Source organism: Bacillus paramycoides (genome assembly GCF_038971285.1).
Classification (GTDB): domain Bacteria; phylum Bacillota; class Bacilli; order Bacillales; family Bacillaceae_G; genus Bacillus_A.
Genome location: NZ_CP152427.1, coordinates 5,123,633 through 5,143,721 on the forward strand (window position 1 = coordinate 5,123,633; position 20,089 = coordinate 5,143,721).

Here is a 20,089-nt window from a genome sequence, read left to right on the forward strand (position 1 = left end):
ACATTTTTTATTTTAATATATCATGAAAATTTATCCATACTCTATGCAATTATGCATATCCATTTTTTAGGTTGTCTATCTATTGATTTTGTCTGCAAGCGCTTCTTTATATGCATGCATTTCTAATATATCAAAAAAGAAACTTGCTTTTTTATATGCATCTTCAATCTCAGCCTCATCATACCCCAGTTTTCCTAGACATTCACCTCGTTGATAGTATAACTGCCCAATTAATGCCATACTATTAATTCGGCATGATATTTCAATCGCTTTATTTACTTGATAAAGTGACTCTTCATATTGTTCATCTAAGTATAATGCTTTTGCATGATTATATCTTACCTTCACGTCAAATTCTTCATTATCATGCAATGACTCTAATTGTTTCAATATACCTTCAAACAACTCAATACTCTTCTTAAAATAGCTATTTTCAGCATAGATATTTGCGATTGCATTTTCTATATAGAGGTTTTGGTATACATCTATTCCAGCTAATTGTTGGTTTAACAATTTTTTCAATTCTAAAATACAATATTCGTAATCAATTTTCTTCAATATGTAAGCTGCTACATGATATTGCCATTGAAGAAACTGCTGGAATTCTGGATGATATTCTTCCTTTTTCAGCTCATTCCATACTCTATTATAAATCTCTTTATATTTTTTTTGCTTACATAGCGTAATGACTTGATCTTTAAACTGCTTTTTTCTCTCAATATCTGAATAAATGAGTACCTCATAAAAATGAATAATGGGAACTTGTAACTTTGCTGCAATACCTTGCAATATATCCATACTTGGGTATACTGCGCCTGATTCAATTCGGCTCACTTCCGATTGATGACATATGTTCTCGGATAACTGTTTTTGTGTTAATCCCCTCATTACCCTAATTTTCTTAATTTCACTTCCTAATTTTTCTGCGTGCATACTTACTCACCATCCCATTATAACAATATAATTTGTTAAGTTGTCATACCACTACAATAATGTGAGTTCGACAATTTTTGACATGAAATAATGCATAATATATATAAAATTCGGCAAATTCTTCATACAATTCGTCTCACATACAATAATAGATTAGTGGTTTTATAGATAAATTATAGAAAATTCGCCCGTGCCTTCGTTACATTCGGTCTTCTTTTTCCTTTATTAGCAGTAGCAGAAGTTATTCACACCCAAGAATTAGACAGAAATGAAGTAAAATTTGAAATTACTTAGCCTAATTTAACGCTTAAAAAATTACACAACCTCAAAATGATACGAAAAAATATGCTGAAAAAGTATTTAAAAGGTGAGATAAATGAGGCGAAAGCTCAACAAAAGTGAATGACAACTGAAATGAATGTAGATTCCCAACCTACAAATAAAGCAACAAAAGAAAATCAAACCGAAGCTCGCCTTGCACAAACATATAAAAACTATAAAGTATATGGCCAAGATCTTATTGTAAAAGTAGATAAAAATGGAGTAATCACAACTGTTAGTGGTAAAGTTGTCCAAAACTTAGATCAACAACCTAATCTTACTATAACAAATTTTTTGTCGAAAAATGAAGTAAAATCTAAATTACGTGATATACTTCAAATCCTGAGCGATGCGACTGTGACGAAACTCTCTATTGAAATACTTGTTTATAAGAAAAAAGAAGCTTACCACTCATAGGTAAACTTCTTTTCATATCCATCCCTTTTCTTCTGCAATTGTAATGGCCTCAATTCTATTTTTCGCATCGAGCTTCGTTAATACTTCAGAAATATAATTACGAACTGTGCCAGGTGAAAGATAAAGTGTCTTCGCAATTTCATTTGCCGTCTTTCCTTCTTTCGCGAGTAGCAATACTTCTTTTTCGCGATCTGATAACGGATTTTGCTCCTGCCATAAGCCGAACATTAAATCTTGAGAGACTTCTCGCTTTCCTTTCATTACGTTACGAATCGATGCAGCTAAATCTTCACTCGGACTATCCTTTAATAAATATCCTTGTACGCCAGCTTTCATTGCTCGTTCAAAATAACCAGGGCGCGTAAATGTGGTTAAAATCATCACCTTACATGCTGATTTTTCTTTCTTTAAAATTTCCGCAACATCTAATCCGCTTTGAATTGGCATTTCAATATCCATAATGCTTACATCAGGTTGTAACGATTCAATTAGTTTTAGTGCCTCTTCCCCGTTCGCAGCTTGCCCAATTACTTCGATATCATCTTCTAGATCAAGCAAGGCCCCTAATGCACCACGAAGCATCCGCTGATCTTCGGCAATAATAATTCGAATCATACCCTCACCTCATCTTTTCCTGTTCGAATAACAACCGGTACTTTTACTATTAATAGGGTCCCTGGATTGATTGTGCCCAGTTCAACAAACCCATCAATAAGAGCGATGCGCTCCTTCATACCACGAATGCCATTTCCATCGTGGTTTTGATCTGCTAAACCGATTCCGTTATCTTCTACTTTCAAAATTAGCTCACCTTGTGATTCTAGTACAGAAACTGTACAATTTGTCGCCTTACTATGTTTTACAACATTCGTCACAGCCTCACGTAAACACATTCCTAAAATATTTTGTTCTATAGGTGATAACGAACTCGAACTCGCTTCCTGCTTCACTTCTAATTCGATATTGGCCGCTTGTAAGATTGCCCTTATTTGCTCTAGCTCTTCCTCTACTGTAATCATACGCATATCCGAAATTAATTCTCTTAGCTGCTTTAAAGCCGTACGAGATGTTTGTGTAATTTCCTTTGCTTCCGCACTTGCACGCTCCGGATTTTTTACAATTAATTTCTCCACGAGCTGACTCTTTAAAGTAATGAGTGATAACGTATGCCCCAACGTATCATGAAGATCTCTTGCAATCCGCTGCCGCTCTTCACGTTTTACTAAATCTTTAATTTGCTCATTCGCTTCGTTTAATTGATTTCTTAACATCTTTTTTTGATTAAAATTACGCATTCCAAATGGTGTAAGCAGCATTAAAATAAACATCGGAACAATATTTACTAAACTCGTAGTTGTTATTTGATTCATATTTATAAATATAAAAGTTCCAAGCATTACAACTAACAAACTTATTAACACTCGAAACACTTTCTTATTTGGTGCAAACCCTATTGCACTTGCTGTGAAAAAACCAAAGAATATCATGAAGGGGTTGTAAAATAAAGCAAATAAAAAAATGAGTACCATTTGAATACATGCCCAAAAAACAAACGTCCTCTGCACAAAATAAAGCTGACGGTATGTGATAATGAAAACTATCAACATACCGCTTCCAATTACAAACTTCCACCCTGACGCCTGCGATAAATGGTAAATCGGAAATAATAAATACACGAGAAACATATACGGGAAGAAACCCATATGTTTCGGAAAAATCTCAATCCTCTTCTTCTCTATCATTTATACCGCTTCCTGTCTTTTTCTTATATATATTGATATTACAACAAATATAAGGAAATAACCTCCTAATACCGCGATATTTTCCCAACCAACCCATTTTCCAGCTACAATATCCCATGCACCACTCCCGAAGTGATATGTTGGTGTCCATTCACCGATAGATCTTAATATTTTCGGGAATACTTCGATTGGCATCCATAGACCGCCAATTACAGCTAAACTCATATTTAAAATATTCGCTAAACCCGCTGCTGCATCCGCCTTCTTAATAGAACCTATTACTGTTCCTAACGCTAAAAATGGTGTCACTCCTAACAACAACCATAATCCAGCACCAATCCATTGCCCTACTGTTAACTCAACATGATTAATTAATATTCCTGCGATAAAGATAACTAAGATTGAAAAAGCATTTACTACTGTTTGAGCGATAATCTTTGCTGTTATATACGCTCCCTCTGGAAGTGGTGTAATCTTCAACAAATGTGTCCACCCTTGCCCTTTTTCCTGAGAAATCCTTACACCGAAACTAAAAAGTGCTGTCCCTACAATACTAAACGTCGCCATTGAGATTAAATAATGTGCTTTCCACGCATCTCCGTTTTGTGGCACTTGAATAACATTTGTGAAAATGTAGTAAAACATAACCGGCATTAATAATGAGAAAAAGATAAATAATTTATTGCGGAACGTACGTAAAATTTCTATTTTGCATTGCATCCATAAAGCTCTCATGCGATTTCCCCCTTCTGATTTGCGACAAACTGTTCAAATGCTTCATCAAGACTTCCACGTTCAACTGAAATATTTGTTACAGGTAAGTTCTTTTCATAAATTGCTTTTAAGGTTGCATCCGTATCTTCAGTTATTAAAGTGAAGTGGCCTTCGTTTGATTGTACTTCTGTTACGCTTTGTAACTCTTTTAATAATTTTGCAGGAATACGTTCCTTCGAATAAAATGTAATTGTTTTTCGTGAAATCGTCGCTTTCATCTCATCTGGCGTACCGTCTGCGATAATCTTTCCATTTGCAAACAATAAAATACGATTCGCCAATGCATCCGCTTCTTCTAAATAGTGCGTCGTTAAAATAATTGTTTTCCCTTCACTTGCTAACTTTCGAATCGTTTCCCAAAACATTCTTCGGGACGTAATATCCATTCCAACCGTCGGCTCATCTAAAAATAGCAAATCTGGATTTCCTGCAAGTGCGAGTGCAAAATTTAACCTTCTCTTTTGACCACCTGATAATTTCTCACATCTTTGCTTTCGCTCTGATTCTAAATTTGATAACTGTAGCAACGTTTCTTTCGCTACCGGATTCGTATAATAACTACGGAACAACTCAATTGCCTCTTCCACTGTAATGCTATCAATGACACTTACTTCTTGTAACATCGCGCCGAGGCTATTACGAACATCTCTATGCTTTGGACTCTTTCCAAATATAGAAACAGTTCCTTCCGTCGGATCCTTTAATCCAAGCATCATCGACATCGTCGTCGTTTTCCCTGCCCCATTCGGTCCAAGTAGTGCTACGATTTCTCCTTTATTTACATGAAATGAAACATTATTTACTGCACTTTTATGCTTAAATGTTTTAGAAACACTATTTACTTCAATAATCTTTTCCATCTCTCCACCCCCGCTGTTTCTTATATTTACATTGTATTACTTGGAAAACTTAGGAAACAGTATGATGCGTCATGACATCGATATGACAATTGTCATGTATTCTTTATGAGAGGAATCAATCCGCATACTGCAAGCGAGTAGCAGGACGAAAATAAACATGATACAATCGGATAAGATATATATTCGAGGAAGGACAGTGGTTTTCATGATTATTCGTAATGAACAAGATTTAGAAGGCTTACGAAAAATCGGCCGCATCGTTGCGCTTGCACGTGAAGAAATGAAAAAAGAAGCGAAGCCAGGTATGACAACGAAAGAGCTTGATTTGATCGGTAAAAAAGTATTAGATGAGCACGGTGCTATTTCTGCACCTGAAAAAGAATATGATTTCCCTGGTGTAACTTGCATCAGTGTAAACGAAGAAGTTGCTCACGGTATTCCAGGAGATCGCGTATTAAAAGAAGGCGACTTAGTAAATGTCGACGTATCTGCTGCACTTGATGGTTATTATGCAGATACAGGTATTTCATTTGTACTTGGAGAAGATGAAGCAAAAGAAAAGCTTTGCCAAGCAGCTGTTGATGCATTTTGGGCGGCAATGAAAAAGGTGAAAGCTGGTTCAAAACAAAACCAAATTGGTCGTGCTGTTTCAAACTTTGCACATAAAAATGGATATAATGTGATTCAAAACTTAACTGGTCACGGTATCGGTCTTAGTTTACATGAAGCACCAAACCATATTTTAAGCTACTTTGATCCAATGGATAATGCACTTCTAAAAGACGGCCTAGTTATCGCTGTAGAGCCATTCATTTCTATGAAAGCTGATCACATTATCGAACGTGGCGATGATGGTTGGACATTCGTTACACCTGATAAAAGCCTTGTTGCACAATGTGAGCATACAGTTGTCGTAACACGCGGCGAACCGATAATTTTAACAGAAATATAAAAAAGAACCGCTTCTTAGTGAACTGTACCCCGAATCATGGACACTTAAAAAAAGCCCCATGATTCGGGGTTTTTGTGTATTTTTATCAAAAAACCTCGTTATAATGGAACCAACGATAGAAATGAGGTACGGAGAATGAGTAAAATTTTAATGAGATTCAAATGAAGCAGCTGGAAAAAAATAAAAATGTAGTAAAAGCGTCGGAACGTTCGATTAGCTATTGTCCAGATTTCAAAGTAAGAGCGGTAAAAGAAAATCAACAAGGAAAAGGTCCTAGCCAAATCTTTTTAGAGAATGGGTTTGACTTAGCTGTGATTGGTGAGGAGAAACCAAAACAATGCTTGAAACGTTGGCGAAGAACCTTTGAACAATTTGGTGAAGAAGGATTTTATACAGAACGCCGCGGGAAAGGAAGCACGGGACGTCCTTCGGAAAAACCTCTCTCTTCCGATGAAAAATTAAAGAAAGCGGAAGCGCGTATTGCGTTCTTAGAAGCGGAATTGACATTCCTAAAAAAGTTAGAAGAACTCGAAAGGCAGGCGTTACAGAAGAAGCGTTAACACCACGAGAAACATACACACTGATTGAACAAACCATACGTCGATTCCAATTCCCACGTATGGTGCGTTATCTTTGCACACTGGCTGGGGTAAGTCGGAGTGGATACTATGCGTGGCTTCATCAGACAGAGAAACATCTAGAAAAAGAACGCAATGATGAAACAGATTATGAATGGATCCAAGAAATTTTCAATCGAAAAAGGAAAACATGTGGTGGTCGTTCTATCAAAATGGTGTTGGAAAAGACAAAAGGAATTTGTATGAACCTCAAACGTATTTACCGTATTATGCGTAAATATAATCTTGTGACAAAGATTCGCCGAGCGAATCCTTATAAACACATCGCAAAGGCGACACAAGAACATAAAACATGTCCGAACCTTTTAAAACGCCAATTCAATCAAGAAGAGCCTGAAAAAAGTATGTTAACGGATATTACCTATTTATTTTATGGAAAAGGAAAGAAGGCTTATTTATCATGTGTAAAAGACAGCACAACACGAGAAATTTTAGCCTATCATGTCTCCTCTTCTTTACAAATGGATATCGTCTATCAAACATTAAATAACTTGAAAGAGAGATTAGGAGAAAGCATCCATTCTGAAGCGCTTCTACATTCAGACCAAGGTATTCATTACACACACCCTGAATTTCAGAAACGCGTAAGGGAAATGGGAATCAGACAATCTATGTCCCGTAGGGGCAATTGTTTAGACAATGCACCAATGGAATCCTTTTTTGGTCATATGAAAGATGAATTAGATTATAAAGATTGTCAAACCTTTGAATCCCTCGAACTCAACATAAGGGAATATATGAAGGAGTATAATTATAATCGTTATCAGTGGACATTAAAAAAGATGGCTCCGATTGAATATCGGAACCACCTTTTAAGTGCTTGATTTTTCAGGGCTTTTTTATTAAACTGTCCATTTTATAGGGTACAGTTCATAGTAAGAAGCGGTTCTTTTTCAGGCTGTAGAGAAGATTTTCTCCACAGCCTGAAAAAGGACGATACATAAAGTATCGTCCTTTTAACGGGGTGAGGCTGTCCAAAAGTACGGAAAACCTTTGAACAGCCTCGTATTTTCATATGGATGCCTTACATATATCACTGATAATAAGTATGAAATGCGGAAACATATTTATCATCACATGATTCAAACATGAGAAAAGAAACCCTACAGTGGATTCTTTTCTCTACATAATCTAAAGTTTGGGTACACTAGATTCATGCAATGTAGGAGCTTTCCAAGCAGAAAGCGAACCTTCATTTAAAATGATAGCATACATGTCTCCATCAAAAATATGCAAATATGCATACATCGTTTTTTTATTTCTCAATGTCAGAATATTGAAAACAAATAAGGGTAAAGTTAAAATGAAGTCGTTATCCGTCTTCTTTTGTCAGTCAGAGAGAATAGAAGAATAGGAGAGGAAAAAATGAAAAAATCTTTGAAACAAAAAATAGTAAGCTCTTTGCTTGCTGTATCACTCGCTGTTAGCATAGCTCCAGTCGGACAAGCCAAAGCTGATTCCACGTCAGAAATCACACAAACTTCACCTATCATAAAACAAGTTGATGCAAGCCGCGCTATCGAACACATCCGTTTCTTATCCGAAACAATTGGTCCTCGCCCTGGTGGAACAAAATCAGAAGAATGGGCTTCTCGCTACGTTGGTATGCAGCTTAAATCAATGGGCTATGAGGTAGAATATCAACCATTTCAAGTGCCCGATCAATACGTTGGATTTATGGAATCACCATTATCCACAAAGCGTAATTGGCAAGCTGGTGCTGCTCCTAACGCACTAATTTCTACAGAAGCTGTTACAGCCCCTCTTATCTTTGTTCAAGGTGGAACAAAATTAGAGGATATCCCAAATGAAGTAAACGGGAAAATTGTTCTATTTGAAAGAGGAACAACAGTTGCAGACTATAATAAACAAGTTGAAAATGCTGTTAGTAAAGGAGCAAAAGGAGTTCTTTTATACAGTTTAATTGGCGGACGCGGAAATTATGGACAAACCTTCAATCCTCGCCTAACGAAAAAGCAATCTATCCCTGTCTTTGGTCTTGCTTATGCGCAAGGAAATGCATTTAAAGAGGAAATTGCTAAAAAAGGGACAACAATTCTTTCCCTAAAAGCAAGACATGAATCTAATTTAACATCATTAAACGTCATCGCTAAAAAGAAACCTAAAAATAGTACAGGTAATGAAAAAGCTGTCGTTGTAAGTTCCCACTATGATAGCGTAGTTGGCGCACCTGGAGCAAATGACAATGCTTCTGGTACAGGATTAGTATTAGAGTTAGCTCGTGCTTTTCAAAATGTAGAAACTGATAAAGAAATTCGTTTTATTGCTTTTGGTTCTGAAGAGACTGGCTTACTTGGTTCCGATCATTACGTTAATAGTCTATCCCAAAAAGAACGCGATCGAATTTTAGGTGTCTTTAACGCAGACATGGTTGCAACAAATTACGATAAAGCGAAGAATTTATATGCTATGACGCCTAACGGTTCTCCAAACCTGGTAACAGACGCAGCCTTACAAGCAGGTAAACAATTAAATAATGAATTCGTTCTTCAAGGAAAATTTGGCTCTAGTGATCATGTGCCATTTGCTGAAGTTGGTATTCCGGCCGCCCTATTCATATGGATGGGTGTCGATAGTTGGAATCCATTAATCTATCATATTGAGAAGGTATATCACACACCTCAAGATAACGTATTAGAAAATATTTCGCTAGAACGTATGAAAATGGCATTAGAGGTCATTGGTACTGGTGTCTATAACAGCCTTCATTTCACCGTAAAAACAGGACAAAAAGCCGCTTAATACTATTTCAAGCCACCGATTAATCGGTGGCTGTTTATTGAGAAAAAATAAATATGCATAAAAGCATATTTATTACATGGTATTATGGTGTATAATTAAAATCGTAATATATAAATAAAATATATAAACTGTATAGCATTACGTAGAATAAAAATTGTAATAATATTGATCACATCTAATGAGAATATTTTTCAATTAAAAAAAGGTTGCTCTTGCAGTTTTGTTAACTTGAACTGCAGGAACTAATGCCTTCATTCCTAAAATAAACATTGCAGCAGCTATTCAAGAACAAAACTTTACAAAATGCTATTTCTAAATTAGCCATAAAAATGGCTATGCATTTATCCAAAACTTAATGAAACATGGCATTGACCTTAAATTACATGAGATACCCTGCTCTAAGTTTATGGTCCAATTATAATAGGCTTCTTAAAAACGGTTTTGTTATCGCTTTAGAGCCGCTGATTGAGTCCACCTTAAAATTGTTCTCTTTTTTCTATAAAAAAAACCCTTCAGGCTGCATTCTTCCCTTCACTTTATCGTGAAGTGTTTTTGAATACTTACCTAAAGGGAGCAATATCAATAGTAATTTTTTAATTTGTCAGCTACTTAGATTACAGTGTAATTAATAATCTAAAGCTTTTTTATTATTTAATTCGCTGACGAGCGAGTAGGATTCCGCCTAAAAGGAACAATACCATACCTCCAAGAATTGAACTCATTTCTGCTGATGTTCCTCCTGTGTTAGGAAGTAAGGTTGGCTTATCATTTTCTGTAGTAGGTGGAACTTTTGAATGGCTATTGTTATCTGTATTTGTGTTTGGAGCTTTCGGATCTGTACTTGGATCTTTTGGATCTGTGCTTGGATCTTTCGGATCTGTGCTTGGATCTTTCGGATCTGTGCTTGGATCTTTCGGATCTGTGCTTGGATCTTTCGGATCTGTGCTTGGATCTTTCGGATCTGTGCTTGGATCTTTCGGATCTGTGCTTGGATCTTTCGGATCTGTGCTTGGATCTTTCGGATCTGTGCTTGGATCTTTCGGATCTGTGCTTGGATCTTTCGGATCTGTGCTTGGATCTTTCGGATCTACATTTGGTTTGTCCTTGATTTTTGTATTTGTGATGTCATAACCTTTTACTTCAGATTTATATCCAGCTACTGGTTGTTCTTTCACTTCATACTTGTACGCTACTCCATTTGCATCGTATGCTTGTAGCTTTTCAAACGTATACTTCCAGTTTGTTTCTGCTGTTACTTCTTTTGTATCTACTACTTTACCGTTTTGTAAAAGGTCTACTTTAATCGAACTTGGACGATCTGTTGCATTGTTATCGCTCCAAGTTTTTGTTCCTTCTACTTTCGTTTCGCCTACTTTTGTATTTGTGATGTCAGTGCCACTTACTTTGGATTCATATCCGGCTACTGGCTGTTCTTTCACTTCATACTTGTACGCTACTCCATTTGCATCGTATGCTGCTAAATCTTTGAATTCATATTTCCAACCTGTTGCTTTGCTTACTTCTTGCGTCGCAATCACTGTACCATTTTGTAGTAGATCTACTTTGATCATTTCCGGACGATCTTTCGCGTTATCGTCTTTCCATGTTTTCGTTCCTTCTACTTTTGTTTCGCCTACTTTTGTATTTGTGATGTCAGTACCATTTACTTTGGATTCATATCCTGGTACTGCTTGTTCTTTCACTTCATACTTGTATGCCTTACCTTCTGCATCGTATGCTTGTAGCTTTTCAAACGTATACTTCCAGTTTGTTTCTGCTGTTACTTCTTTTGTATCTACTACTTTACCGTTTTGTAGTAAGTCTACTTTAATCGAGCTTGGACGATCTGTTGCATTGTTATCGTTCCACGTTTTTATTCCTTCTACTTTCGTTTCGCCTACTTTTGTATTTGCAATATCAGTACCTTTTACTTCGGATTTATATCCAGCTATTGGTTGTTCCTTCACTTCATACTTGTACGCTACTCCGTTTGCATCATACGCTACTAAATCTTTGAATTCATATTTCCAACCTGTTGCTTTACTTACTTCTTGCGTCGCAATCACTGTACCATTTTGTAGTAGGTCTACCTTAATCATTTCCGGACGATCCGTTGCGTTATCGTCTTTCCATGTTTTCGTTCCTTCTACTTTTGTTTGACCTACTTTTGTATTTGTGATGTCAGTACCACTTACTTTGGATTCATATCCAGCTACTGGCTGTTCTTTCACTGTATACTCGTAAGCCTTACCTTCCGCATCATATGCTTCTAAATCTGCGAATATATATTTCCAACCCATTACTGCTAGTACGTCTTGTGTTTGAATCACGTTCCCGTTTTGTAGTAAGTCTACTTTAATCTTTGTCGGACGGTCTGTTGCATTTCCGTCGTTCCACGTCTTCGTTCCTTCTACTTTTGTTTTGCCCACTTTTGTATTTGTGATGTCAGTGCCACTTACTTTGGATTCATATCCGGCTACTGGCTGTTCTTTCACTTCATACTTGTACGCTACTCCGTTTGCATCATATGCTTGGAGTTTTTCAAACCTGTACTTCCATTCTGTTGCCGCTGTTACTTCTTTTGTATCTACTACTTTACCGTTTTGTAAAAGATCTACTTTGATCATTGTCGGACGATCTGTTGCGTTATCGTCTTTCCATGTCTTCGTTCCTTCTACTTTTGTTTCGCCTACTTTTGTATTTGTGATGTCAGTACCACTTACTTTGGATTCATATTCTGCTACTGGTTGTTCTTTCACTTCATACTTGTACGCTACTCCATTTGCATCGTAAGCTTGGAGTTTTTCAAACGTATACTTCCAGTTTGTTTCTGCTGTTACTTCTTTTGTATCTACTACTTTACCGTTTTGTAGTAAGTCTACTTTGATTGTGCTTGGACGATCTGTTGCATTGTTATCATTCCACGTTTTTGTTCCTTCTACTTTTGTTTCGCCTACTTTTGTATTCGTAATGTCATAACCGTTTACTTCGGATTTGTATCCGTCTACCTGTTGTTCTTTCACTTCATACTTGTACGCTACTCCGTTTGTATCGTATGCTTGGAGTTTTTCAAACGTGTACTTCCAATTTGTTGCTTTACTTACTTCTTTCGTGTCAATTACTTTACCGTTTTGTAGTAAGTCTACTTTAATCGAGCTTGGACGATCTGTTGCGTTGTTATCGTTCCATGTCTTTGTTCCTTCTACTTTCGTTTCGCCTACTTTTGTATTTGTGATGTCATAACCGTTTACTTTGGATTTATATCCTTCAACTGCTTGTTCTTTCACTTCATACTTGTATGCCTTTCCTTCTGCATCGTAAGCTTGGAGTTTTTCAAACGTGTACTTCCATTCTGTTGCCGCTGTTACTTCTTTTGTATCTACTACTTTACCGTTTTGTAGTAAGTCTACTTTAATCGAGCTTGGACGATTTGTTGCGTTATTATCGTTCCACGTTTTTGTTCCTTCTACTTTTGTTTCGCCTACTTTTGTATTTGTGATGTCAGTACCACTTACTTTGGATTCATATCCGGCTACTGTTTGCTCTTTCACTTCATACTTGTATGCCTTTCCTTCTGTATCATACGCTGCTAAATCTTTGAATTCGTATTTCCAGCCTGTTGCTTTGCTTACTTCTTGCGTCGCAATCACTGTACCATTTTGTAAAAGGTCTACTTTAATCATTTCCGGACGATCTTTCGCGTTATCGTCTTTCCATGTTTTCGTTCCTTCTACTTTTGTTTTGCCTACTTTTGTATTTGTGATGTCATAACCATTTACCTTTGATTCATATCCTGGTACTGGCTGTTCCTTCACTTCATACTTGTATGCTACTCCGTTTGCATCGTATGCTTGTAGCTTTTCAAACGTATACTTCCAGTTTGTTTCTGCTGTTACTTCTTTTGTATCTACTACTTTACCGTTTTGTAAAAGATCTACTTTAATCGAACTTGGACGATCTGTTGCATTGTTATCGCTCCAAGTTTTTGTTCCTTCTACTTTCGTTTCGCCTACTTTTGTATTTGTGATGTCAGTGCCACTTACTTTGGATTCATATCCGGCTACTGGCTGTTCTTTCACTTCATACTTGTACGCTACTCCATTTGCATCGTATGCTTGGATTTTTTCAAACGTGTACTTCCAGTTTGTTTCTGCTGTTACTTCTTTTGTATCTACTACTTTACCGTTTTGTAGTAAGTCTACTTTAATCGAGCTTGGACGATTTGTTGCGTTATTATCGTTCCACGTTTTTGTTCCTTCTACTTTTGTTTCGCCTACTTTTGTATTTGTGATGTCATAACCGTGTACGTCAGATTGGTATCCCGCTACTGGCTGTTCCTTCACTTCATACTTGTACGCTACTCCATTTTCATCGTATGCTTGTAGCTTTTCAAACGTATACTTCCAGTTTGTTTCTGCTGTTGCTTCTTTTGTATCTACTACTTTACCGTTTTGTAGTAAGTCTACTTTAATCGAGCTTGGACGATCTGTTGCGTTGTTATCGTTCCATGTTTTTGTTCCTTCTACTGTCAATTTCGCTACTTTTGTATTCGTAATGTCATAACCTTTTACCTCGGATTTATATCCTGCTACTGGCTGTTCTTTCACTTCATACTCGTACGCTACTCCATTTGCATCGTATGCTTGGAGTTTTTCAAACGTATACTTCCAGTTTGTTTCTGCTGTTACTTCTTTTGTATCTACTACTTTACCGTTTTGTAGTAAGTCTACTTTGATTGTGCTTGGACGATTTGTTGCATTATCGTCTTTCCATGTCTTCGTTCCTTCTACTTTTGTTTCGCCTATTTTTATATTTGTGATGTCAGTACCGTTTACTTTGGATTCATATCCAGCCACCGCTTGTTCCTTCACTTCATACTTGTACGCTACTCCATTTTCATCATACGCTGCTAAATCTTTGAATTCATATTTCCAGCCTGTTGCTTTGCTTACTTCTTGCGTCGCAATCACTGTACCATTTTGTAAAAGGTCTACTTTGATCATTTCCGGACGATTTTTCGCGTTATCGTCTTTCCATGTTTTCGTTCCTTCTACTTTTGTTTTACCTACTTTTGTATTCGTGATGTCAGTACCATTTACTTTGGATTCATATCCTGGTATTGCTTGTTCTTTCACTTCATACTTGTACGCTGCTCCGTTTGCATCGTATGCTTGGAGTTTTTCAAACGTATACTTCCAGTTTGTTTCTGCTGTTACTTCTTTTGTATCTACTACTTTACCGTTTTGTAAAAGGTCTACTTTGATCATTTCCGGACGATTTTTCGCATTATCGTCTTTCCATGTTTTCGTTCCTTCTACTTTTGTTTCGCCTACTTTTGTATTCGTGATGTCATAACCGTTTACTTTGGATTTATATCCTTCAACTGCTTGTTCTTTCACTTCATACTTGTACGCTACTCCATTTTCATCATACGCTACTAAATCTTTGAATTTATATTTCCAACCTGTTGCTTTGCTTACTTCTTGCGTCGCAATCACTGTACCATTTTGTAAAAGATCTACTTTGATCATTTCCGGACGATCTGTTGCGTTATCGTCTTTCCATGTCTTCGTTCCTTCTACTTTTGTTTGACCTACTTTCGTATTTGTGATGTCAGTACCACTTACTTTGGATTCATATCCAGCTACTGGCTGTTCTTTCACTGTATACTCGTAAGCCTTTCCTTCCGCATCATATGCTTCTAGATCTGCGAATATATATTTCCAACCCATTACTGCTAGTACGTCTTGTGTTTGAATCACGTTCCCGTTTTGTAGTAAGTCTACTTTGATCATTGTCGGACGGTCTGTTGCATTTCCGTCTTTCCATGTCTTCGTTCCTTCTACTTTTGTTTTGCCTACTTTTGTATTTGTGATGTCATAACCGTTTACTTTGGATTTATATCCTTCAACTGCTTGTTCTTTCACTTCATACTTGTATGCCTTACCTTCTGCATCGTAAGCTTGTAGTTTTTCAAACGTGTACTTCCATTCTGTTGCCGCTGTTACTTCTTTTGTATCTACTACTTTACCGTTTTGTAAAAGATCTACTTTGATCATTTCTGGACGATCTTTCGCGTTATCGTCTTTCCATGTTTTCGTTCCTTCTACTTTTGTTTCGCCTACTTTTGTATTTGTGATGTCATAACCATTTACTTTGGATTCATATCCTGGTACTGCTTGTTCTTTCACTTCATACTTGTATGCTACTCCATTTTCATCATACGCTGCTAAATCTTTAAACTCATACTTCCAGCCCGTTGCTTCACTTACTTCTTGCGTCGCAATCACTGTTTCTTTTTGTGCTTGTGAGTTATCTTTTTGTACTAAATCTACTTTGATGGTTTTCGGACGATCTGATGCATTGTTATCATTCCACGTCTTCGTCCCTGCAACTGATGTCTTGCCTACTTTTATATTCGTGATGTCATAACCATTCACTTTGGATTCATATCCTGCTACCGGTTGTTCCTTCACTTCATACTTGTATGCTTTTCCATTTTTATCGAACGCTACTAAATCTTTAAATTCATACTTCCAACCTGTTTCTTTGCTTACTTCCTGTGTCACAATCACTGTACCATTTTGTAGTAACTCTACTTTGATGGCTTTATGCTCTTCCTCTGTGCCACCTTTCCACGTCTTCGTTCCTGCAACTGATGTCTTGCCTACTTTTGTATTCGTGATGTCATAACCATTTACTTTGGATTCATATCCTGCTACCGGTTGTTCTTTCACTTCATACTTATATGCTTTTCCGGCTACATCGTTTATTGCCAAATCTTTAAATTCATATTTCCAGCCTGTTGCTTCGCTTACTTCTTGCGTCGCAATCACTGTACCATTTTGTAGTAACTCTACTTTAATCATCGTTGGACGACCTTCCGCATTTCCGTCCTTCCATGTTTTCGTTCCTTCTACTTTGGTTGTTTGTACCACTTTTGTATTTGTAATGTCATAACCATTTACTTCTGTTGTGTATCCATCTATCGGTTGTTCTTTTACTTCATACTTGTACGCTACTCCATTTGCATCATAGACTGTTAGGTTGTCAAATTTGTATTTCCAACCATCTGCCGCTGTTACTTCTTTCGTGTCTACCACTTTCCCATTTTGTAGTAATTCTACTTTGATTGAACTTGGACGATCTTTCTCGTTATCGTCTTTCCACGTCTTCGTCCCTGCAATAGATGTAGTTTTCACTTTATTCGGAATTAGCAACTTAACTCCATTTACAGCATCTGATTTAACTTCAAAATTCACTTTTGCTTGAGGATCGAAATCAACATAGTCTGGAGCCGAAACTTCTTTCACATAATATTTACCTGGTTGTAAATTAGGGATTTCAATTATCCCTTTTTCATCTGTTGTATATACATCTCCAACTTGTTCATTAGACTCTTTATATAACTTAAACGAAACATTTGGGATTACTTTTTCTTCATCCCCTTCAATATGCTTCACAATTTTTAGTGTTCCTCTTGGAGTCACGTTACCTTCAGCACCACCGCCAGCTGTCATATTTTCGACTGGATGAGTACCCGATTCAGTAACCGGTTCTCCGTTTAAAACTTGGTAATCAATCGTATAATCATTCTTAAAGAAATCTTGCTTCTTCCCGGCTTCCGTTATAGTAGATGTATAACCAATTGAAAAGGAGGCAAGACGCGCTTTATCCTTATTAAGCACAACTTTAAATGATTTGTCTCCAGTAAAGGTAATCGTTCCGTAACCTTGCTTTTCAAGCTCTTGTAGCGTTAAAGATCGACGACCTATATGATCATCTACAATTATATAGAAACTATCCTTATTAAGTGTTTGACCTTCCTGTAAATTATCAGTCACAACAATATCACGACTTAACTCTTCTTTAGCCAAGTTTATATTCAAGAACCAACGTACTTCATCGCTCTTACCTGAGTTCATATCACCAGTTTTATAAAAAAATGGTGGCTTTCCAGGATCTGTACCCCCTCCACTGCTTGGGCCGGTAATTGTTACAGATTGCTTATCTACATTTGTACCAAAATTGGTTTCAATCTCTTTCTTTTCATCCGTTCCTACATTAGCAGCTTCTATAAAAAAGTTTAAATACCCTTTAATATTTTGATGTGTACTCACTCTATCATTAAATGTACATACCACAGTACCTGCAGTGACTTTACAAGTACCATAATCATCTAATAAAAACTCTGTATTTAATCCTTTTAATTCTGGAGGTAGTGTTAATGTCAGTGTGTCTCCAGGCTTCAGCTTAAGGCCATCTTTTTCACTAAAGTTTACAGTTACTTTAGTCCGTTGTCCGACATAAAGATCTGTTTTATCAATCTTAAAACTATCCACAAGCCCTGCCGTGTTTAACTCTTGTGCATTTGCTACTATAGGCAAAAGACTCTGGCCTATAGTAAATATAAAAATCATTATAATCGAAAAAATCGAAGTTATTCTCTTTAAGTACATACTTTATGTTAGCCTCCTCATAATTTAAAATATAAATAGTTTCTGGTACAAACATGTTATGTTGAAAATTCTATTATCCAACTATTTAACCTACGTATTTTTAATAGCTATTATGATTTCTCTTCCCCCTTCACTACTACTTAACAACTTGAAACTTGATTTTTTATAAGTGTATCTAACATTTTCAACACGTCTACAATTATGTACTTTTGACCTATATTTTTTAATAGGAACATAGATAAACCTTAATAAAGAAGTTTAAATAATAAATACATATAGACGACAGATACTGGAATACATTTAAAATCAGAAAAAAATGATTTAAAACGCATTCCAGACGAAACTCATGACAACCATTCTTCTTTTTGTGCCTTAGGAATTATAAAATGATTATTCTATGTGTAAAAGATTTTAGTGCGGGCAAATATAGACTAACTACTTCACAGTAAATATGCATCCTATCAACTCCCATACTTATCGTTCTGAAAAAAGAACGATAAGTACGGATTATAGTCGCATTCAACATACCAGCAAAAAAGCTTATAAATGTGGAACGAGTTAAAATACTCATATTTTACATAATATCATTAGAAGATAAGCTTTCTGTCATCATAAGTGCGGCTGATAATTTCCATGTATTAAAACATTTGATATTTAGTTAAATACCGAAATAAATTGATGCAAAAAACATTTTAACATCAGCGCTATATGATTAAAATATTACGGACGAAGTATTGTTTGTCTATGAAGATAAAAGAAATATTCTCCAAATCTGAATAAAGTGGAACAAGTTTGGGGGTAAATAAAAACGATTGTGATTTTCAACTGATTTCATGTGAATTTTGCAGAAATACGGGAATCAGTCTTTTCATTTTTGGAGTATATAAATGGGTGCCAGGAAAAAGGGTTTCTCCTGATAGATCTGATTCTAGATCTATGTCAAAAAATTAAAATAAACCTACATATTATCTATCCGCTAGGAATTTTTAATTTCTTTACGAATAATAAAATATTTATATATACTTATATATATTTATGTATTAATATATATATAAGTGATGTTAAATCAAAAATAAGAGGTGTATATCTCCTCATTATTTTTATCTAATCTAAAAAACCAAGTTGATTAGCACCAAATCCCTAACTCTTTAAATAAATAAGAAGTTTTGAGGATTACCTACACAGTTGTTAGGCAGTTATAAATTTAAGTACACTTACCTTGATTGTAATAACATTATTTAAAGCAATTACAACATTCCCTATTAGCATTTCATCAATAAATAATACAGACATGCCTTTTTTCGTAATTCCCCCAAAAAACAACAATTTTTTTCCATAGTCTATTATTCTAGAATTGTTACCAAAAATCAATAGTTAATTGTTGTTCCCCATTTTTACTTCATTATTATAAGGCACTTTTAGGTTAACCGATTATCCTATTTTACATATCATATTTTGGCTAAGATTGACCACCCTCATAGAATTCTCCTTAATCTACAAAACATTATATATTTATGTTTTTAAAAAAAACCACCTTTCTTTTAAAAGTAATAACATCTATATCCTCATTAAAAATATGCAAGTAATTCAGTTTTTACTTTTCTATTTCTCAATATAAATTAATTAAAATAAAAAAACATATAATAAAGTCTTTATCCATCTTGTTTTGTCAGTCCAAAAGAAAAAACAATTAGTTATATTAAAAATAACCCACTTTAAAGTGGTGACATTTTATTGAGAAAATACATATATGCATAAAAGCATATTTCCTCCTACTCATTATCATATACAATATTAACTGTAACAAAAATGATTACAACTAATAAGGAGGCTTTTTTTACTATGAAAAAAATGATTTTAGCCGGTGCGTTAACTTTAGCAGGAATTACTGGTGCTACCGCATTTATTGCTGAAAAAAAAGCTGCTGCCGCTACTCAAGAACAAAGCTTTACAAAATTTTATTCTTTGCAAACTGGAAGCAGTTCTGAACAAGAACCTGTTTTCCTTCAAAAGGGACAAGAGTTAACAATTCAACCTAACAGCAAAACTCCTAGTTACAGTGTTTATGACTCAAATCATAACCTTATTGGACGTTATTCTGATGGATACGGCCGAATTTTCACTGCAAAAACAGATGGAAATATGTACGTTCAATTTCATGCACCTTACGTTTACTATAGTCCTGTTAGCTTTTCGGTTACGTATACAATCCGATAAAATAAAGGGCCTT

At 35.8% G+C, this 20,089-nt stretch carries 11 protein-coding genes and 1 pseudogene; 6 read left to right on the forward strand and 6 right to left on the reverse strand.

The features are described 5' to 3' along the window. Nucleotides 1-75: 75 nt before the first annotated feature. A complete protein-coding gene (plcR, locus tag AAG068_RS26695) occupies nucleotides 76-933 on the reverse strand; it encodes a transcriptional regulator PlcR (RefSeq protein WP_342716454.1) in 858 nt (285 codons plus the stop codon). 414 nt (nucleotides 934-1,347) lie between these two features. On the opposite strand from plcR, the gene AAG068_RS26700 reads away from it, so the two are divergent. Then, entirely contained in the window at nucleotides 1,348-1,671 is a 324-nt protein-coding gene (locus tag AAG068_RS26700; protein WP_342719823.1) for a bacillolysin, read from the forward strand. Between the two features lie 12 nt (nucleotides 1,672-1,683). Here the strand turns inward: AAG068_RS26700 and AAG068_RS26705 are convergent, their stop codons facing one another. From AAG068_RS26705 to AAG068_RS26720, 4 genes are read right to left on the reverse strand one after another with little or no spacing between them, the layout of a single operon-like run. Beyond that, nucleotides 1,684-2,286 (reverse strand): response regulator transcription factor, encoded by a 603-nt coding sequence (locus tag AAG068_RS26705; protein WP_342716455.1) that lies wholly within the window; start codon nucleotides 2,284-2,286, stop codon nucleotides 1,684-1,686. Beyond that, nucleotides 2,283-3,413 (reverse strand): sensor histidine kinase, encoded by a 1,131-nt coding sequence (locus AAG068_RS26710; RefSeq protein WP_342716456.1) that lies wholly within the window; start codon nucleotides 3,411-3,413, stop codon nucleotides 2,283-2,285. The genes AAG068_RS26705 and AAG068_RS26710 overlap by 4 nt, the downstream gene beginning before the upstream one ends. Further along, nucleotides 3,414-4,148: an ABC transporter permease gene (locus AAG068_RS26715; protein ID WP_342716457.1), complete on the reverse strand. Its 735-nt coding sequence runs from the start codon at nucleotides 4,146-4,148 to the stop codon at nucleotides 3,414-3,416. After that, a complete protein-coding gene (locus AAG068_RS26720) occupies nucleotides 4,145-5,047 on the reverse strand; it encodes an ABC transporter ATP-binding protein (protein WP_342716458.1) in 903 nt (300 codons plus the stop codon). The genes AAG068_RS26715 and AAG068_RS26720 overlap by 4 nt, the downstream gene beginning before the upstream one ends. Before the next feature lie 157 nt (nucleotides 5,048-5,204). Between AAG068_RS26720 and map the strand changes: the two genes are divergently transcribed. The 4 genes and pseudogenes from map to AAG068_RS26740 form a co-directional block, all read left to right on the forward strand. After that, nucleotides 5,205-5,999 (forward strand): type I methionyl aminopeptidase, encoded by a 795-nt coding sequence (gene map, locus AAG068_RS26725; RefSeq protein ID WP_097889515.1) that lies wholly within the window; start codon nucleotides 5,205-5,207, stop codon nucleotides 5,997-5,999. A 161-nt stretch (nucleotides 6,000-6,160) separates the two neighbouring features. After that, nucleotides 6,161-7,461 (forward strand): IS3 family transposase gene (locus AAG068_RS26730; protein WP_342716459.1). Its coding sequence is split into 2 segments (ribosomal slippage): nucleotides 6,161-6,518 and nucleotides 6,518-7,461, totalling 1,302 coding nucleotides; the frame shifts between segments, so codons are not numbered across the junction. A 541-nt stretch (nucleotides 7,462-8,002) separates the two neighbouring features. Then, nucleotides 8,003-9,400: a M28 family metallopeptidase gene (locus tag AAG068_RS26735; protein WP_342716460.1), complete on the forward strand. Its 1,398-nt coding sequence runs from the start codon at nucleotides 8,003-8,005 to the stop codon at nucleotides 9,398-9,400. A 319-nt stretch (nucleotides 9,401-9,719) separates the two neighbouring features. Continuing rightward, nucleotides 9,720-9,867 (forward strand): annotated as a pseudogene (locus tag AAG068_RS26740) (type I methionyl aminopeptidase); the annotation flags it as partial. A 180-nt stretch (nucleotides 9,868-10,047) separates the two neighbouring features. On the opposite strand, the gene AAG068_RS26745 reads toward AAG068_RS26740, so the two are convergent. Continuing rightward, nucleotides 10,048-17,787, reverse strand: a complete 7,740-nt coding sequence (locus tag AAG068_RS26745) for a Cna B-type domain-containing protein (protein ID WP_428845980.1) — start codon at nucleotides 17,785-17,787, stop codon at nucleotides 10,048-10,050. Nucleotides 17,788-19,701: 1,914 nt separating this feature from the next. Here AAG068_RS26745 and AAG068_RS26750 point away from each other — a divergent pair. Beyond that, nucleotides 19,702-20,076, forward strand: coding sequence for a hypothetical protein (locus tag AAG068_RS26750; protein WP_342716463.1), 375 nt, complete (start codon nucleotides 19,702-19,704; stop codon nucleotides 20,074-20,076). Nucleotides 20,077-20,089 lie beyond the last annotated feature (13 nt).

Excerpts from the sequence above, each read along its gene's own strand:
- AAG068_RS26735 (WP_342716460.1), top strand. The coding sequence starts at position 8,003 with ATGAAAAAATCTTTGAAACAAAAAATAGTAAGCTCTTTGCTTGCTGTA.
- AAG068_RS26700 (WP_342719823.1), top strand. The coding sequence starts at position 1,348 with ATGAATGTAGATTCCCAACCTACAAATAAAGCAACAAAAGAAAATCAA.
- AAG068_RS26715 (WP_342716457.1), bottom strand. The coding sequence starts at position 4,148 with ATGAGAGCTTTATGGATGCAATGCAAAATAGAAATTTTACGTACGTTC.
- AAG068_RS26720 (WP_342716458.1), bottom strand. The coding sequence starts at position 5,047 with ATGGAAAAGATTATTGAAGTAAATAGTGTTTCTAAAACATTTAAGCAT.
- AAG068_RS26750 (WP_342716463.1), top strand. The coding sequence starts at position 19,702 with ATGAAAAAAATGATTTTAGCCGGTGCGTTAACTTTAGCAGGAATTACT.
- map (WP_097889515.1), top strand. The coding sequence starts at position 5,205 with ATGATACAATCGGATAAGATATATATTCGAGGAAGGACAGTGGTTTTC.
- AAG068_RS26710 (WP_342716456.1), bottom strand. The coding sequence starts at position 3,413 with ATGATAGAGAAGAAGAGGATTGAGATTTTTCCGAAACATATGGGTTTC.
- plcR (WP_342716454.1), bottom strand. The coding sequence starts at position 933 with ATGCACGCAGAAAAATTAGGAAGTGAAATTAAGAAAATTAGGGTAATG.
- AAG068_RS26705 (WP_342716455.1), bottom strand. The coding sequence starts at position 2,286 with ATGATTCGAATTATTATTGCCGAAGATCAGCGGATGCTTCGTGGTGCA.